Source organism: Wenyingzhuangia fucanilytica (genome assembly GCF_001697185.1).
In the GTDB taxonomy this organism is placed as follows: domain Bacteria; phylum Bacteroidota; class Bacteroidia; order Flavobacteriales; family Flavobacteriaceae; genus Wenyingzhuangia; species Wenyingzhuangia fucanilytica.
Genome location: NZ_CP014224.1, coordinates 2,732,061 through 2,746,922, shown reverse-complemented (window position 1 = coordinate 2,746,922; position 14,862 = coordinate 2,732,061). Strand labels below are relative to the sequence as shown.

Sequence of the window (14,862 nt, the reverse complement as noted above, 5' to 3'; positions counted from 1 at the left end):
TTTGAGCAAATCAACCAAAAAAGCCCAAACCAATAAAGAATGGGTTAGTTGGAATAAAAACATAAAACATTCTTACGAAAACTTAATCAAAGTAAATAACGAGGATGAGTTGGTCAATGCCATAGCAAACAATTCTTCTGTTCGTGTGTTTGGAAATCGTTTTTCTTCTTCTGATATACATGCAGGAACTTCAACTTTAGTTGATGTTTCTAATTACGATAAAATTGTAAACATCAATAAAGAAACCAAGGAGATTACTGTACAAGCAGGAATAAGCTTAGAAAAAGTAATCAATACAGTTCAAGCTTGTGGTTGGTGTATTCCTTGCTTGCCAGATATTAATAAAATTACCATTGGTGGAGCTTTGGCTACCGCTACCCACGGAACAAACGGATTTATACTGTCTAAATATGTTTCTAAGTTTAGAATGGTTATGGCCGATGGAACTATTCGTGAATTCACAAATCAAGATCCAGAAATTGATGCCATTCGTGTTTCAATCGGTTTGCTAGGAGTGTTTTCTGAAATTACTTTTACTTGTGAAGAGAATTACAGATTGCATATTAAAGAAGCACCAATGAAAGATGCAGATTGGACTGCTAAATTGGATGGCTTTTTAAATACTTATGATTTTGTAAGAATTTTATGGTTGCCGCATACCAACCATGGATATGTGATTTTAGGAAATAAAGTTGATCAAGATTTTAAGTTCAAATCAAAATCGGCACCTAAGTATTATAAAAAGAGAAGAAAAATTTCTCAAAAACTATATAAGTACACGCATAAATATCCGCGTTTTACCGCCATTGCTAATAAGATTTTATATTTCTTGTTTTTTACTGCCAAGCAAGAACATGCCGGAAGTTTGTATGATGCTACCGTGACTAAAAAAAGAGGAGCAACTATGGAGTTGGCAGAGTGGACAGTGTCTTATTCTAAATTTCAAGATTTGTTTAAGGAACTAAAAGCAATGTTAGAAGATAAAACAAATAAAGCTTATGTGCATGTGCCAATGGACATACGTTTTTTAAAAAAGGACAATGCTTGGTTAAGCTATGCTGCCGATGAAGATGTAGTTACTGTAGGTTGTGTGTGTAGAAATTCTCCTAAAGCAAACGATTATGTAGCTTTTGAAAAAGTAGAAGAATTGTTCTTAAAGTATAAAGGAAAACCGCATTGGGCAAAACGTTTTAGTGCTACTTATGTTGATTTTGAAAAACTTTATACAAAATGGAATGATTTTGTGGTTTTACGTTCAAAATTAGATCCTACAAACAAATTTTTAAATGGTTATTTAACCAAGTTGTTTGTAAAATAATGTTCATTCAAAAGAAAGATAAAATGAATAAACTTCCATTTCCCAAAGCCGTATTGTTTGATTTTGACGGTGTAATTGTTGATAGTAAAAATTGTCACATGTCGGCTTGGTCTTCGGCATTTAAAGAAATATTTAACAAAGAAATTTGTGATTTTCCAGAGGCAACTCATGCTGGTAGAGCTCCATATCAAATTGCAAATTATTTTGCTGAGTTTGGAGGAGATATCACCAAAGGAGAAGAGTTAAACACTCTAAAACAATCACATATATTAGCCACTCAAACACCTCCAGGTTTATTGCCTGGTGTTCATGAAATTCAAGGTTTTTTAGCAAAAAATAATATTCCACATGGAATAGCAAGTAATGCTTATACTGCTTTTGTAGAAAATTCTCTACGTCAAACAGGCGCTAATTTTTCTATTTGTATGGGAGTAGATATGTTTTCTAAACCTAAACCAAGCCCTGTTCCTTATTTAACTTTGGCAAAACATCTTGGTGTAGCAGAAAAAGATTTTAGTAGTACCCTTATTTTTGAAGATAGTTTAACCGGTATTAGAGCTGCTGCGGCTACAGGAATGGTAGCTGTTGGGTTAACAACACAATATTCTAAAGAAGAGTTGTTAGCAAATGGAGCTGTAAAAGTTTTTCCAACTTTATTAGAAGCTTATCAAGAGATTGTATCTTTGTAACCTATGGCAAAACATTACAATGTAATCATTATTGGAGGTGGGGCAGCAGGTTTCTTTACCGCTATTAATACCAAAGAAAAAAACGAGACTTTATCTGTTTGTATATTAGAAAAAGGAAAAGAAGTTTTACAAAAAGTTAAAATTTCTGGTGGAGGACGTTGTAATGTTACTCATGCTTGTTTTGATCCAAAAGAATTAACCGAGTTTTATCCTAGAGGGAAAAGAGAATTACTTGGCCCTTTTCATCAGTTTATGACTGGTGATACCATGGAGTGGTTCGAAAATAGAGGAGTGCCTTTAAAAATTGAAAGTGACAATCGTATTTTTCCTGAATCAAATTCTTCTCAATCTATTATTGATTGTTTTTTAAATGCTACCCAAAACTTAGGAATAGAAGTTAAAAAAAGTGAAGGTGTTTCTAGTTTTCAGCAATTAGAAAACGGAAGTTGGAAAGTTATTACAAATAACAACGAATATACTTGTGATAAATTAGTGGTCACAGCAGGGAGCAGTAAACCAATGTGGAAGTTATTAACAGATTTAGGGCATAATGTTGTAGCGCCAGTCCCATCTTTATTTACTTTTAACATCAAAGATTCTTTATTGGTAGATTTGCCAGGTATAGCTGTACAAAATGTAGAAGTTGCTATAAAAGATACCAAGCTAAAAAGTACAGGTCCTTTGTTAATTACCCATTGGGGAACTAGTGGGCCTGCAGTATTAAAATTATCTGCTTTTGGTGCTATTTTGTTGGCCGATAAAGAATATCAATATCAAGTAATTGTAAATTGGTTAAGTATAAACAGACAACAAGCGTTAGATGTATTGTTTAAAACCAAAAAGACAGATGTAAAGTCTATATTAGAAAAAAGAAGTCCTTTTGAAACAATTAGCAAGCGTTTGTGGTCTAGATTTTTAGAAGTTTGTGAGATAGATGGACAAACCAAATGGGCAGATGTTTCTAATAAAAGTTTAGAGTTGTTGGCAGATAAATTAACCCATACTGTTTTTCATGCTCAAGGAAAAAGTACGTTTAAGGATGAGTTTGTAACAGCGGGAGGTGTAAAATTAAAAGAAGTCAACTTTAAAAAGTTTGAAAGTAAACTCCATGAAAACTTGTTCTTTGCTGGAGAAATTTTAAATATTGATGCCGTTACAGGTGGCTTTAATTTCCAAAATGCTTGGACAGGTGGTTGGGTAATTTCTGAAGCAATAGCGTATTGAGAATTATAGAAGTTAAGAAAATGGCTTCTCGACTCCGCTCGAAGACCGACTTTATTATAAAGGGTTAAACACATCAACAAATAAACTTTGTTAAAATGTAATTGTTGATTGTAGAATTTCTAAATTCCATTAACCATTAACCATTAACCATTAACCATTAACCATTAACCATTAACCATTAACCATTAACCATTAACCATTAACCATTAACCATTAACCATTACTGATACACTTCTCCTCTATGAGGTTTTAAAGCATCTCTATAAATTTTCATATCACTTTCATCAACAACAATAAAAGCTATTGCCCACATCTCATTAATTTCCTGGTGATCTATAAGATGAAAGTTAAGTTTTTCGGCTTCTGCAAATTCTTTTAAATGTATGCAATGGTGTTTAGCAGTTCCTAAACCTGTTGCTCCTCTAAAATCCCAAATCAATTTTAATTTCCTCATAAAGGCAAATATAACCATTCCATAAAACTTTAAAATACGATTTGTATAGATAAAAATTCAGATTAAAAATTTTCAGATATCAACTATATAACTTACGTTTATACTTACAAAAAATAGACATTTGCAATGGAGCAAAAATTTATCCCAAAGTCTTTAGCCGCAAGTAAAGCATCAGGAAAAGTTACTTGGCAAACCCCAAGTAATATCGCTTTAGTAAAATATTGGGGAAAGAAAAATCCTCAATTACCAGAAAATACTTCAATTAGTTTTACTTTATCTAATTGTCATACCACCACAACTTTAACCTATGGGAAAAGGAAAGATTTAAGAGGTACTTATGATTTTAAGGTGGTTTTAGATGGTAAAGAGCAAGAAGATTTTAAGCCAAAAATCGAAACTTTTTTTAAGAGAATAGAAAAGTATGTTCCTTTTTTAAGGGAATATCATTTTGTGATTGATACTAAAAATTCTTTTCCTCACAGTAGCGGAATTGCTTCTTCGGCAAGTGGAATGAGTGCTATTGCTTTGTGTTTAATGAGTATAGAAAAAGAAATCAACATTAATTTAACAGAAGAAGCATTTTATAAAAAGGCCTCTTTTTTAGCTCGTTTAGGTTCCGGAAGTGCTTGTAGAAGTGTAAAAGGAGATATTGTTGTTTGGGGCGAGCACGAAAATATTGAAGGAAGTTCGGATTTATATGGAGTTCCTTATGTTGATGGTGTTGCTGCTGTTTTTAAAAATTATCAGGATACTATTTTGTTGATAGATAAAGGTGAAAAACAAGTGAGTAGTACTGTGGGGCATAATTTAATGCACGGACATCCATTTGCAGCTCAAAGGTTTATACAAGCACAAGAAAACATCAATAAGATAAAAGATATTTTTGCCAATAGTGATGTGGATAAGTTTATAGAATTGGTAGAGAGTGAAGCTTTAACTTTACACGCCATGATGATGACTAGTAATCCGTATTTTATTTTAATGAAACCTAATACTTTACAAGTGATTAATGAGGTTTGGGCATATAGAAAAAAGACCGGAAGTAAATTGTGTTTTACTTTAGATGCGGGGGCTAACGTACATTTATTGTATCCTGAAAGCGAAAAAGAACCAGTACAAGAGTTTATTAAAAATAAATTATCGGTGTATTGCAAAGACCAATCATATATTCACGATTGTGTAGGGACTGGTGCTAAACAATTAACAATCTAGTTATTAACCATTTTAATTGTTTATCTTTGCAGAGTTCATTGCGCGCAGCATATTGCACAAAAAACTAAACTATGAAAGGACCATTATTTTACGCAAAAATTTTGCTATTTGGTGAGTATGGAATTATTAAAGACTCTAAAGGCTTAGCAATTCCTTATAATTCTTATAAAGGAGCGTTTAAATTAGCTGATGTTTTAGAAGGTGATAAGTTAAAATCTAATCAAAACTTAGTAAAGTATTTTAAATACTTAAAAGATTTAGACACAGATTTGGTTTCTTTTGATTTGGTGCAATTAGAACAAGATTTAGCTGATGGAATGTATTTTGAGTCTAGCATTCCTCAAGGATATGGAGTAGGGAGTTCAGGTGCTATTGTAGCTGCTATTTACGATCAATATGCAAAAGATAAAATCACTGTTTTAGAAAATTTAACCAAAGACAAATTATTACAATTAAAAACAGTTTTTGGTTTAATGGAATCTTTTTTCCACGGAACAAGTTCTGGATTAGATCCTTTAAACAGTTATTTAAGTTTACCAATATTAATTCAATCAAAGAACGATGTAGAGTCAGTAGGGATTCCTTATCAACAAAATGGTAAAGGAGCTGTATTTTTATTAGATTCAAATATGATTGGAGAAACGGAGCCAATGGTAAACATTTTTATGAAAAAAATGAAAAATGATGGTTTCCGTAAAATGTTAAGTGAAGAGTTTGTTATTCATACAGATGCTTGTATTGATAACTTTTTACATGGTGATGCAAAAGCATTGTTTGGAAATGTTAAAAAACTATCAAAAGTAGTTTTAGATCATTTTAAACCAATGATTCCTAAACAATTTCATGCTTTATGGAAAAAGGGAATTGACTCTAATGATTATTACTTAAAACTTTGTGGTTCTGGTGGTGGTGGATACATTTTAGGATTTGCTGCTGATTTTGAAAAAGCAAAAACTTCTTTGGCAGGTCATCGTTTAGAATTGGTGTACAGATTTTAAAGTCTAACCAGCTATGAATAAAGCAGCCACAACAAGGCATAAAATTTTAGCATTATTTTCGGTAGTAAGAGGCTACAATATCATGCTTTTAACTGTTGCCCAATATTTAGCTGCTATTTTTGTTTTTACTGTTAATCAAACTTTAAGAGAAGTAATGGTTGATTGGCATTTGCATTTGGTAGTATTGTCTACTATTAGTGTAGTGTCTTCAGGGTATATCATCAACGATTTTTACGATGCTTCTATTGATGCGATTAACAAGCCAGTTAAGACTCATATAGGAAACTGGGTAAGCCAAAAAACCAAACTTCAAGTTTACTTTACCTTAAACTTTATTGCTTTTGTTTTAGGAATGATTATTTCATGGAAAGCAGGAGTTTTCTTCGCAGGGTATATTTTTTTAATATGGCTGTATTCTCACAAATTACAAAAGTATCCACTGGTAAGAATTTTATCAGTATCTATTTTAGATATTTTGCCTTTTTTTGTGATTTTTGTGTACTACGAAAATATATCAGAATTAATTATTACTCACGGTTTATACCTGTATTTATTGGTGTTGCTAAAGGAGTTTATTAAAGATTTTGAAAGGGCTAAAGGGGCTTTATTAACCAATAGAGAAACTCTAGTGTTAAAATATGGAGAGGATAAAGTAAAAGTTTATGTATATGTTTTATTGGCTCTATTAACAATTCCAACTTATTTTTTACTTAGATTTCCAGAGGTTGGGAGTATGAGGTACTATTTTTATTCAAGTATTATTTGGGGGCCTTTGTTTTTAATTTTATTATATATCGCTAAAACAAACAAACATTATTTTCTACTTCATAATTTTTTAAGAGTCGTATTGGTGATGGGGGTTTTTAGTCTTTCGTTAATAGATACTTCTGTCTTGTTAATCAGGATATTAAATGAAGTAAGAATATAGTATTTTATTACAGATTGTTTCGTAATTTTGCCATTCAAAATTTATAAAATGAGTACAAATAAAAACTCGTCGGGAAGACGACAACAAGGTCAAGGAGGTAAAGGAAAACCTTCTGGAAGTTTTAAACCAAATAGTAAGCGTTTTACTAAACGACCTGCAGACGCTACTAATGAAGAAGGAGCAAAGTCCTTTGCTAAAAAGAAACCTTTTAACAAGACAAAACCAACAGGTAATGCTCCTAAAAATAGAGTTGTTACTGTTGCTTCAAAACAAACAGGAATCCGTTTAAATAAATATATTTCTAATGCAGGAATTTGTTCTCGTAGAGATGCAGATACCTATATAGAAACTGGTAGTGCTACTGTAAATGGTAAAGTTATTACCGAAATGGGATACAGAGTACAACCTACTGATGAAGTACGTTTTGACAATGTATTAATCAATCCAGAAACAAAGAGATATGTTTTATTAAACAAACCAAAGAATTACATTACTACCATGGAAGATGAAAGAGGTAGAAAAACTGTAATGGATTTGGTTTCTAAAGCTTGTAAAGAACGTATTTATCCAGTTGGTAGATTAGATAGAGATACTACAGGATTGTTGTTGTTTACCAATGATGGAGAGTTGGCTAAAAAATTAACTCATCCAAAACACAACAAGCGTAAATTGTATCATGCTACTTTAGATCATAAAGTATCTTTAAAAGATTTACAATCTATTTCAGAAGGTCCAATCATTGACGATAAAAAAGTTTTTGTTGATGATGTAGCCTATGTTCAAGGTCAGTCTAAAAATGAAGTGGGAATAGAAATTCACTCTGGTCGTAACCGTATTGTGCGTAAAATATTTGCACACTTTGGATATAAAGTAGTAAAACTAGATCGTGTAATTTTTGCAGGATTAACCAAAAAAGATTTACCAAGAGGTCATTATAGACATTTAACAGAACAAGAAGTTATCAATCTTAATAATGCCTAAAAAAATAAAAACCTCAACAAATTTGTTGAGGTTTTTTTATGTTTAAAATGAAAATGTTTCAATATTATTTTCAAACAAAGGAGTTAATAATTTTTTATTTTTTTTGGTAGCAATCTCTTTTATTAAATGGATGTGTCTTTTATGATGCGTATCTGTACCCACAAAAGTATACATTCCTTTTTTTAATAGTGTATAGGCTGTTTTGGTTGTAGGTTTTCCATATTGCTCTGTTAAAGACAATAGGTTTAACTGAAACAAACATCCAGCTTCAATTAACTTTTCATACTGAGCAATATTATCATGATAATAATTATATCGTTCAGGATGTGCTAAAACAGGAATATATCCTTTTACTTGAATTTGAAATAAAAGATCATCTAAATTAAAAGGAGGATTAAAAAAAGACATTTCAACCAAAATGTATTTGTCTTTTAAAGGTAATAAGTCATCATTTTCTAATAATTGGCTAAAATTATCATCTAACATGTATTCAGCAGATGCATGAATATTAACATCATGAAATCCATTTTCAATTAATGCAGCCTTTAGTTCGGCTTCTTTTTCTTTAATAAGCTCAGAACTATTTTCCCAAACACCACCTAATACATGTGGGGTAATTCTAAAATTGTTAATTCCTTGTTTTTGCATTCTTTTAACAAGACCTATGGAATCTTCAATAGTTTTTGCTCCATCATCTATTCCTGGAAGCAAATGTGAGTGAATATCAACTAAACCTTTGGGGTAGAGTTCGCTAATGTTTATTTTGTTGTTAAATATTCCCATAATCAATCCTCTATAATATTTTACAAAGTAAGCTATTTTTTAAAAACTGACATAGGTTAAGTCTATATAATGTTAATTAAAAATTAAATAAAACAGAATGTTAATCCGTATAACTTACTATATTTGCCATTAGCCAAAATTTATAATGATGGAATACTTGGATTTTGAATTACCAATTAAGGAATTAGAAGAACAGTTACAAAAATGTGCCATAATTGGTGAAGAGAGTGAAGTTGATGTGACCAATACTTGTAAAGAGATAGAGGATAAAATCATCAATCTTAAGAAAAATATATACGAAAATTTAACGCCTTGGCAGAGAGTTCAGTTGTCAAGACACCCAAACAGACCTTATACCCTTGATTATATAAAGGCACTAGCTGGGGATACTTTTATGGAGTTACATGGTGACAGAACTGTAAAAGATGATAAAGCTATTGTTGGTGGTTTAGGAAAAATAGGAGATCAAAGTTTTATGTTTATTGGTCAACAAAAAGGGATCAATACCAAAATGCGTCAGTACAGAAACTTTGGAATGGCAAACCCTGAAGGATACCGTAAAGCTTTACGTTTGATGCGTATGGCAGAAAAATTCGGAATTCCTGTAGTTACTTTTGTTGATACTCCTGGAGCATATCCTGGTTTAGAAGCAGAAGAGCGTGGTCAAGGAGAAGCAATTGCACGTAACATTTTTGAAATGTGTGTGTTAAAAACACCTATTATTACAATTATTATTGGTGAAGGAGCTTCTGGAGGTGCCTTAGGAATTGGAGTTGGAGATAGAGTATTAATGATGGAAAACTCATGGTATTCTGTAATCTCTCCAGAAAACTGTTCTACTATTTTATGGAGATCTTGGGAGTTTAAAGAAAAAGCAGCAGCTGCTTTAAAATTAACATCTAAAGATATGAGTACTTTAAAATTGGTAGATGGAGTAATTCCAGAGCCATTAGGAGGTGCACATTCTGATAGAGAAACTACTTTTAATACTGTTAGAGAAACGATTGTTAAGTTACTAGGAGAATTACAAGCTAAGGATGTAGACAATATGGTAAATGAACGTATTGAGAAATACGCTAACATGGGGGTTTACGAAGAGAAGTAAATTACTATTAAATAATAAAAAAATCCCGAGTTTTACTCGGGATTTTTTGTTTTGTAGCATTCCCTATCTATAGGAAATTATAATCGGTGTAACCTCTTTCGGTTCCTCCTCCAAATAAAGTGTGATTGTCAGAAATAGGGTTTAAAGGAGCATTTTTTGCTACTCTTTTTGGATAATCAGGATTGGTTAAAAAGTTTCTACCAAAACCAATTAAATCTACTAAATTGCTTTCTAATAACTCATTGGCTTCATTAGGGGTTTTATTCCCTGTTGCTATAATGGTGTTTTTAAAGTTTTTGCGCAAGTTCACTCTAAAATCTTGAGGAATTTTTGGAGCATCGTCCCAATCGGCCTCACATAAATGTATATAAGCAATGTTTAGCTTGTTTAAATTATTTGTGGCAATCATTATGGTTTCTAAAATTTCAGGATCGTTCATGTCTTTAAAACTAATAAATGGCGATAATCTTACTCCTGTCTTTTCAGCTCCAATTTCTTTTACAACCGCTGTGGTAATTTCTTCTAATAATCGAACTCTGTTTTCTTTAGAACCTCCATATTCATCTGCTCTTTGATTACTGTTGCTACGTAAAAACTGATCTATTAAATATCCGTTAGCTCCGTGGATTTCTACGCCATCAAAACCCGCAGCAATAGCATTTTTAGCACCAACTCTAAATTCTTCTATCACTTGTTTAATATCATTAGCATCCATTTCTTTGGGTTCTTCTACGGGAACAAAAGTAGCATCACCGTTTGGAGCACCATTAAAAATATAAACATTGGTGTCTTTGGCTATTTTAGCAGATGGTCCTATGGGTTGCAATCCGTTTACTTTAGAAGAACTAACTCTACCAACATGCCATAGCTGTAAAAATATTTTACTTCCCTTTTGATGAACTTCATCGGTTATTAATTTCCAACCCTCAATTTGTTCTTGAGTATAAATTCCTGGAGTTTTTGCGTAACCTTGACCTTGTAAGGAAACTTGAGTGGCTTCTGTAATAATAATCCCAGCACTTGCTCGTTGACCGTAATATTCAGCCATTAAAGCATTGGGAATATTTCCTGGTTGGCTTGCTCTAGATCGAGTCATAGGAGCCATTAAAAAACGATTACTTAATTCTAGGTGATTTAGTTTATACGGGGTAAATAGGTCTATTTTTTTCATGGTTTATTTTTTTAAGTATTCTACTGTGATAAAATTTAATTCTGTAGTTCCTATATTTTCTAAATTGTGAATAAAATAATTTTCATCATTTAAGTGCTCAAAATGTTTGGTGTCGTCTTTTTTATAATCTGTTTCGGTTATGTGTCCATCGTGATGATATGAACGTGATGTTCCATTGTTTAAAGCAACATAAAAATAGGGTTTGTTGTGTTTGTGAAAAGGCAACGATTGACCAACAGGTAAATGGATACTCCATACTTTCATATCAGGAGTTTGCATTAATAAATTTTCTCCAACTTGAGTGTTATTTCTAGCATCTTCTATAGCTTTTTTTAAAGCATTGGTCCAAGGGGCGTTCCAATTTCCTTTTGTATGAATAGTTGTCGATTTCATGACTTAATATTCTATCACAATTTTACCAATGGTTTTTCCACTTTCAAGCATTTGATGAGCTTGTTTTAAATTATCAACGGTAAATCCTTGCAATGTGTGATTTAATGTAGATGTGATGGTCTTGTTGTCTAGTAAATCAGCAATCTTGTTTAAGATGTGATGTTGCTCAATCATATCTTCTGTTTCAAACATTGAGCGGGTATACATCAACTCCCAAGAAAAACTAACACTTTTGGTTTTTAGTTTGTTTAGAGCAATTGGGTTAGAAGATCCTGTAATAGAAGCAATATGTCCTTGAGGTTTAATCAACTCAACCATTATGTCCCAATAACTATTGGTGTCTACAAAGTCTAAAATATAATCAACATGTTTAAATCCAGCATTGTGTATTTCGTTAATTAAATCTTTGTGATTCACTATATGATCAGCTCCCATTTGTTTACACCAGTTAGCTGATTCCTCTCTAGAGGCTGTTGCTAAAACAGTCAATCCAGCCACTTTTTTTGCTAATTGAATAGCAATAGAACCAACACCACCAGCACCACCAATAATAAGTATGCTTTTGTTTTTGTCTTTTGTTGCAGAAATTCTAATTCTATCAAATAATATTTCCCAAGCTGTTAATGCGGTTAATGGCATCGCTGCTGCTTGTATTGCTGAAACTTTTTTAGGAGCTTTCCCCACAATACGTTCATCTATCATTTGATGTGTTGCATTAGAACCAGGTTTGGTAATATCTCCAGCATAAAAAACTTGATCTCCCGGTTTAAATAAAGTACTGTTTTCTCCAACAGCTTCTACAGTTCCAATTGCATCCCAACCAATTATTTTAGGAGTATCAAGCACAGTGTCTTTAGCGCTATTTTGTCTAATTTTAAAGTCGACAGGGTTTACAGAAATTGCATCTATTTTAACTAATAAGTTTTTTCCTGTAGGTTTAGGTGTTTCTGTTTCAAAAGCAATAAAACTATCTGCTTCGGTAATAGGTAATGAGGTTTTAAATCCAATGGCTTTCATAATCTTTTTTGTTAAAGTTAAATACTTGTCTTTTATATTGCTAATAAAGTTTACTTGTTGAACTCTATCTCGGAATTGTCAATTGGAGTGTTGGGGTCGTTTTGAATCATTTTGGCAATATCATCTTTTCTCATAAAAACTACTCCTTTGTGTTTTTTAGCATATTCAATAAATTCATCAACCACATGTACTATTGATGGAGCGCCTCCAATTCTATCATGTAAACTAATACTCATCATTCTACGTTGACTGGCACCTTCTTCATATAATTGATCAAACTCAGCTTTTAATTGAGCTAAAAATTGATCTGGACTCCAATTTTTTCCTGCAATATTTACAATATCATTATTTCTTAAAGTATAAGGCATCACCACAAAGTTTTTACCACGAACTTTAGTGATAAAGGGTTCGTCATGACTTAAATCATCAATGTGATAAAGGAAACCTAAATCTTGTAATATTTTTAAAGTATTAGGACCTCTTCTTAGCCAATTGGCATTGTATCCAATTCCTCGTTGTCCGGTTATGGTTTCTACAGTGTCAATTCCTTTTTTAATAAAATTATATTCATCTTTATAACTCATATTCCATTGGTCATCCCATGCAATACCATGTGCCGCAATTTCATGTCCGCCATCTGCAATGGCTTTGGCTACTTTGGGGTATTTAATAGCAGCTTCTCCAACCACATGAGAAGTTACTTTAATGTTGTGTTTTTTCCACAACCTTAACATTCTATAAACTCCCTCTTTGGCTCCATATCTAAACCAACTTTCTGCAGGAAAATCAAAATTTCCTTTTGGTAACGGATTTCCTGAAAAAGGACTTTCTGCACCTTCAGGTTGTCCACCAGTTTCAAACTGCATAGAGAATGAAATCACTAATTGGGCATTATTTGGCCAATATTGTTGCTTTTTTTGTGCTTGAATATTGGTAGTTACCATAATGAAAAGACTAAGGATAAATGTCGATTTTATAAAAGGTTTCATAATGTGTTCTTTTTTATTTCAAAATTAGTTAGAGCACTAAGTTTATATGTTGTAAAAAAACATTGTATTTTTGTAAAAAAAAACTCCATGAAAAGATTGTTTAGCAAATATGCCTTAAATGTATTTGAGTTTACTTTAGAAACGTGGCCTCATGATTCTCATACTCATAATTTTTATGAATTAATTTTAATTAAAGAAGGGAGTGGAAAACACATTTTAAATAATGTTTCTTTTGATTATAGTGTAGGACATGTGTTTTTGCTAACTCCAGAAGATTGGCATGAGTTTGTTATAGAAGCGCCTACTACATTTATTTATATAAAGTTTACGGAGCAGATATTTTTAGAAAAACAAAATTTTGATAAACAAACCATTTGGAAAGAAATGGTAGAGACTATTTTGTACAAGCCCAATACAATTCCAGAGTGTATTATAAAAGATAAAGAAGATAAAAAAGCATTATTTCAATTAACGGGAATGTTGCTAAAGGAATATGTTTCTAATCATTTTTATACAAGGGCATTAGTCTTAGAACTTTTTGGAGCCATTATGCTAATAGTGGCTAGAAATTTAGAGAAAAAAAATACTTCAAACTCAAAAGTAAATCAACTAGAAAAAGAAAAAATTAGCAAGGTGCTAAGCTATATTAGGAAAAACATACAGAATAAAGATTTGTTAACCCAACAACATTTGGCTGAGATGTTTTTATTGTCTCCCAATTACGTGAGTACTTATTTAAAGAAACATACAGGTCAGGGATTAAAAAGTATGATTTTAGAAACAAGGCTAATGATTGCAGAAAGAATGATTAAACAAAGTACTTTTACTATTGTTCAAATTGCTGATAAAGTAGGCTTTAATGATGCAAGTCACATGAATAAAACTTTTAAAAAATATAGAGGGAAGAATCCCACAGCTTATAGAAAAGAGTTCAATTCTAAATAATTTTTTTGAGATGTTTTTTTAAAAACGGAAGATTGTCTTTTTCAAACCAATCGTTCTTTTTAAGCCAAATATTATTTCTTGGAGATGGATGAGGTAGCACGATAAACTTTGGAAGATATTCTTGATAATTTTTAACAGTAGCAGTAAGTGTTTTTTTAGCATTATTTAAATAATAATTTTGAGCATAACTCCCAATAAGAATAATGATTTCTATATGTTTTAGTTGTTCAAACAAAAGTGGATGCCAAGTAGGAGCACATTCTTTTCTAGGAGGTAAATCTCCCGTTTTTCCTTTGCCAGGATAGCAAAACCCCATAGGAATTATGGCAAAAATTTGTTTATTGTAAAATGTTGTTTTATCTACACCTAACCAATCTCTCAAACGTTCTCCACTTTTATCATCCCAAGGAATCCCTGTTTTGTGAACAATACTTCCGGGAGCTTGACCAATAATGGCAATTTTACTTTTTGGATGTGCAGATAATACTGGATTTACTCCATCACTTAAGTGTGGTAAACAAATATTACATTGTTTTATGTTGCTCAGTAATTCTTTCATTTACTGATAAATCTATTAAAATTTATTGTTAATAAGTCATGAATAGAAATGACTTTTGATGGGAAATATACTTTTAAACAATTTGTAAATTTAAGA

Annotated in this window: 16 protein-coding genes; 9 read left to right on the top strand and 7 right to left on the bottom strand. The window is 31.8% G+C overall.

The annotated features are described in order from the left end of the window. Position 1 precedes the first annotated feature (1 nt). From AXE80_RS11100 to AXE80_RS11090, 3 genes are read left to right on the top strand one after another with little or no spacing between them, the layout of a single operon-like run. On the top strand, positions 2–1,318 hold the full coding sequence (locus AXE80_RS11100) for a D-arabinono-1,4-lactone oxidase (RefSeq protein ID WP_083194656.1): 1,317 nt from the start codon (positions 2–4) through the stop codon (positions 1,316–1,318). Between the two features lie 23 nt (positions 1,319–1,341). Further along, positions 1,342–2,007 carry an HAD family hydrolase gene (locus AXE80_RS11095; RefSeq protein ID WP_068828885.1) on the top strand — a complete coding sequence of 222 codons (666 nt, stop codon included), beginning with the start codon at positions 1,342–1,344 and terminating at the stop codon, positions 2,005–2,007. Positions 2,008–2,010: 3 nt separating this feature from the next. Further along, on the top strand, positions 2,011–3,231 hold the full coding sequence (locus tag AXE80_RS11090) for a BaiN/RdsA family NAD(P)/FAD-dependent oxidoreductase (RefSeq protein WP_068827273.1): 1,221 nt from the start codon (positions 2,011–2,013) through the stop codon (positions 3,229–3,231). Between the two features lie 220 nt (positions 3,232–3,451). Here the strand turns inward: AXE80_RS11090 and AXE80_RS11085 are convergent, their stop codons facing one another. Beyond that, positions 3,452–3,685, bottom strand: a complete 234-nt coding sequence (locus AXE80_RS11085) for a hypothetical protein (RefSeq protein ID WP_068827272.1) — start codon at positions 3,683–3,685, stop codon at positions 3,452–3,454. 126 nt (positions 3,686–3,811) lie between these two features. Here AXE80_RS11085 and AXE80_RS11080 point away from each other — a divergent pair, with 126 nt between their 5' ends. From AXE80_RS11080 to AXE80_RS11065, 4 genes are all read left to right on the top strand, one after another. Beyond that, positions 3,812–4,897 (top strand): diphosphomevalonate decarboxylase, encoded by a 1,086-nt coding sequence (locus AXE80_RS11080; protein WP_068827270.1) that lies wholly within the window; start codon positions 3,812–3,814, stop codon positions 4,895–4,897. A 71-nt stretch (positions 4,898–4,968) separates the two neighbouring features. Continuing rightward, on the top strand, positions 4,969–5,895 hold the full coding sequence (locus AXE80_RS11075; protein ID WP_068827268.1) for a mevalonate kinase family protein: 927 nt from the start codon (positions 4,969–4,971) through the stop codon (positions 5,893–5,895). 13 nt (positions 5,896–5,908) lie between these two features. Beyond that, positions 5,909–6,823 (top strand): geranylgeranylglycerol-phosphate geranylgeranyltransferase, encoded by a 915-nt coding sequence (locus AXE80_RS11070; protein WP_068827266.1) that lies wholly within the window; start codon positions 5,909–5,911, stop codon positions 6,821–6,823. Positions 6,824–6,871: 48 nt separating this feature from the next. Continuing rightward, a complete protein-coding gene (locus AXE80_RS11065) occupies positions 6,872–7,804 on the top strand; it encodes a pseudouridine synthase (protein WP_068827264.1) in 933 nt (310 codons plus the stop codon). Positions 7,805–7,846: 42 nt separating this feature from the next. On the opposite strand, the gene AXE80_RS11060 is transcribed toward AXE80_RS11065, so the two are convergent. Beyond that, entirely contained in the window at positions 7,847–8,587 is a 741-nt protein-coding gene (locus tag AXE80_RS11060) for a tyrosine-protein phosphatase (protein ID WP_068827262.1), read from the bottom strand. Between the two features lie 148 nt (positions 8,588–8,735). Between AXE80_RS11060 and AXE80_RS11055 the strand changes: the two genes are divergently transcribed. Continuing rightward, positions 8,736–9,692, top strand: a complete 957-nt coding sequence (locus AXE80_RS11055; RefSeq protein WP_068827260.1) for an acetyl-CoA carboxylase carboxyltransferase subunit alpha — start codon at positions 8,736–8,738, stop codon at positions 9,690–9,692. A gap of 67 nt (positions 9,693–9,759) precedes the next feature. Here AXE80_RS11055 and AXE80_RS11050 read toward each other — a convergent pair whose 3' ends face one another. From AXE80_RS11050 to AXE80_RS11035, 4 genes are read right to left on the bottom strand one after another with little or no spacing between them, the layout of a single operon-like run. After that, entirely contained in the window at positions 9,760–10,863 is a 1,104-nt protein-coding gene (locus AXE80_RS11050; protein WP_068827258.1) for an alkene reductase, read from the bottom strand. Positions 10,864–10,866: 3 nt separating this feature from the next. Continuing rightward, positions 10,867–11,256 carry a hypothetical protein gene (locus AXE80_RS11045; protein WP_068827256.1) on the bottom strand — a complete coding sequence of 130 codons (390 nt, stop codon included), beginning with the start codon at positions 11,254–11,256 and terminating at the stop codon, positions 10,867–10,869. A 3-nt stretch (positions 11,257–11,259) separates the two neighbouring features. Beyond that, positions 11,260–12,273 carry a zinc-binding alcohol dehydrogenase family protein gene (locus tag AXE80_RS11040; protein WP_068827254.1) on the bottom strand — a complete coding sequence of 338 codons (1,014 nt, stop codon included), beginning with the start codon at positions 12,271–12,273 and terminating at the stop codon, positions 11,260–11,262. Between the two features lie 50 nt (positions 12,274–12,323). After that, positions 12,324–13,262, bottom strand: coding sequence for a polysaccharide deacetylase family protein (locus AXE80_RS11035; protein WP_068827252.1), 939 nt, complete (start codon positions 13,260–13,262; stop codon positions 12,324–12,326). An 87-nt stretch (positions 13,263–13,349) separates the two neighbouring features. On the opposite strand from AXE80_RS11035, the gene AXE80_RS11030 reads away from it, so the two are divergent. After that, positions 13,350–14,207, top strand: coding sequence for an AraC family transcriptional regulator (locus tag AXE80_RS11030; RefSeq protein WP_068827250.1), 858 nt, complete (start codon positions 13,350–13,352; stop codon positions 14,205–14,207). On the opposite strand, the gene AXE80_RS11025 is transcribed toward AXE80_RS11030, so the two are convergent. Continuing rightward, positions 14,200–14,766: a uracil-DNA glycosylase family protein gene (locus AXE80_RS11025; RefSeq protein WP_068827248.1), complete on the bottom strand. Its 567-nt coding sequence runs from the start codon at positions 14,764–14,766 to the stop codon at positions 14,200–14,202. The genes AXE80_RS11030 and AXE80_RS11025 overlap by 8 nt on opposite strands. Positions 14,767–14,862: the final 96 nt, after the last annotated feature.

Excerpts from the sequence above, each read along its gene's own strand:
- AXE80_RS11095 (WP_068828885.1), top strand. The coding sequence starts at position 1,342 with ATGAATAAACTTCCATTTCCCAAAGCCGTATTGTTTGATTTTGACGGT.
- AXE80_RS11090 (WP_068827273.1), top strand. The coding sequence starts at position 2,011 with ATGGCAAAACATTACAATGTAATCATTATTGGAGGTGGGGCAGCAGGT.
- AXE80_RS11085 (WP_068827272.1), bottom strand. The coding sequence starts at position 3,685 with ATGAGGAAATTAAAATTGATTTGGGATTTTAGAGGAGCAACAGGTTTA.
- AXE80_RS11080 (WP_068827270.1), top strand. The coding sequence starts at position 3,812 with ATGGAGCAAAAATTTATCCCAAAGTCTTTAGCCGCAAGTAAAGCATCA.
- AXE80_RS11075 (WP_068827268.1), top strand. The coding sequence starts at position 4,969 with ATGAAAGGACCATTATTTTACGCAAAAATTTTGCTATTTGGTGAGTAT.
- AXE80_RS11070 (WP_068827266.1), top strand. The coding sequence starts at position 5,909 with ATGAATAAAGCAGCCACAACAAGGCATAAAATTTTAGCATTATTTTCG.
- AXE80_RS11065 (WP_068827264.1), top strand. The coding sequence starts at position 6,872 with ATGAGTACAAATAAAAACTCGTCGGGAAGACGACAACAAGGTCAAGGA.
- AXE80_RS11060 (WP_068827262.1), bottom strand. The coding sequence starts at position 8,587 with ATGGGAATATTTAACAACAAAATAAACATTAGCGAACTCTACCCCAAA.
- AXE80_RS11055 (WP_068827260.1), top strand. The coding sequence starts at position 8,736 with ATGGAATACTTGGATTTTGAATTACCAATTAAGGAATTAGAAGAACAG.
- AXE80_RS11050 (WP_068827258.1), bottom strand. The coding sequence starts at position 10,863 with ATGAAAAAAATAGACCTATTTACCCCGTATAAACTAAATCACCTAGAA.
- AXE80_RS11045 (WP_068827256.1), bottom strand. The coding sequence starts at position 11,256 with ATGAAATCGACAACTATTCATACAAAAGGAAATTGGAACGCCCCTTGG.
- AXE80_RS11040 (WP_068827254.1), bottom strand. The coding sequence starts at position 12,273 with ATGAAAGCCATTGGATTTAAAACCTCATTACCTATTACCGAAGCAGAT.
- AXE80_RS11035 (WP_068827252.1), bottom strand. The coding sequence starts at position 13,262 with ATGAAACCTTTTATAAAATCGACATTTATCCTTAGTCTTTTCATTATG.
- AXE80_RS11030 (WP_068827250.1), top strand. The coding sequence starts at position 13,350 with ATGAAAAGATTGTTTAGCAAATATGCCTTAAATGTATTTGAGTTTACT.
- AXE80_RS11025 (WP_068827248.1), bottom strand. The coding sequence starts at position 14,766 with ATGAAAGAATTACTGAGCAACATAAAACAATGTAATATTTGTTTACCA.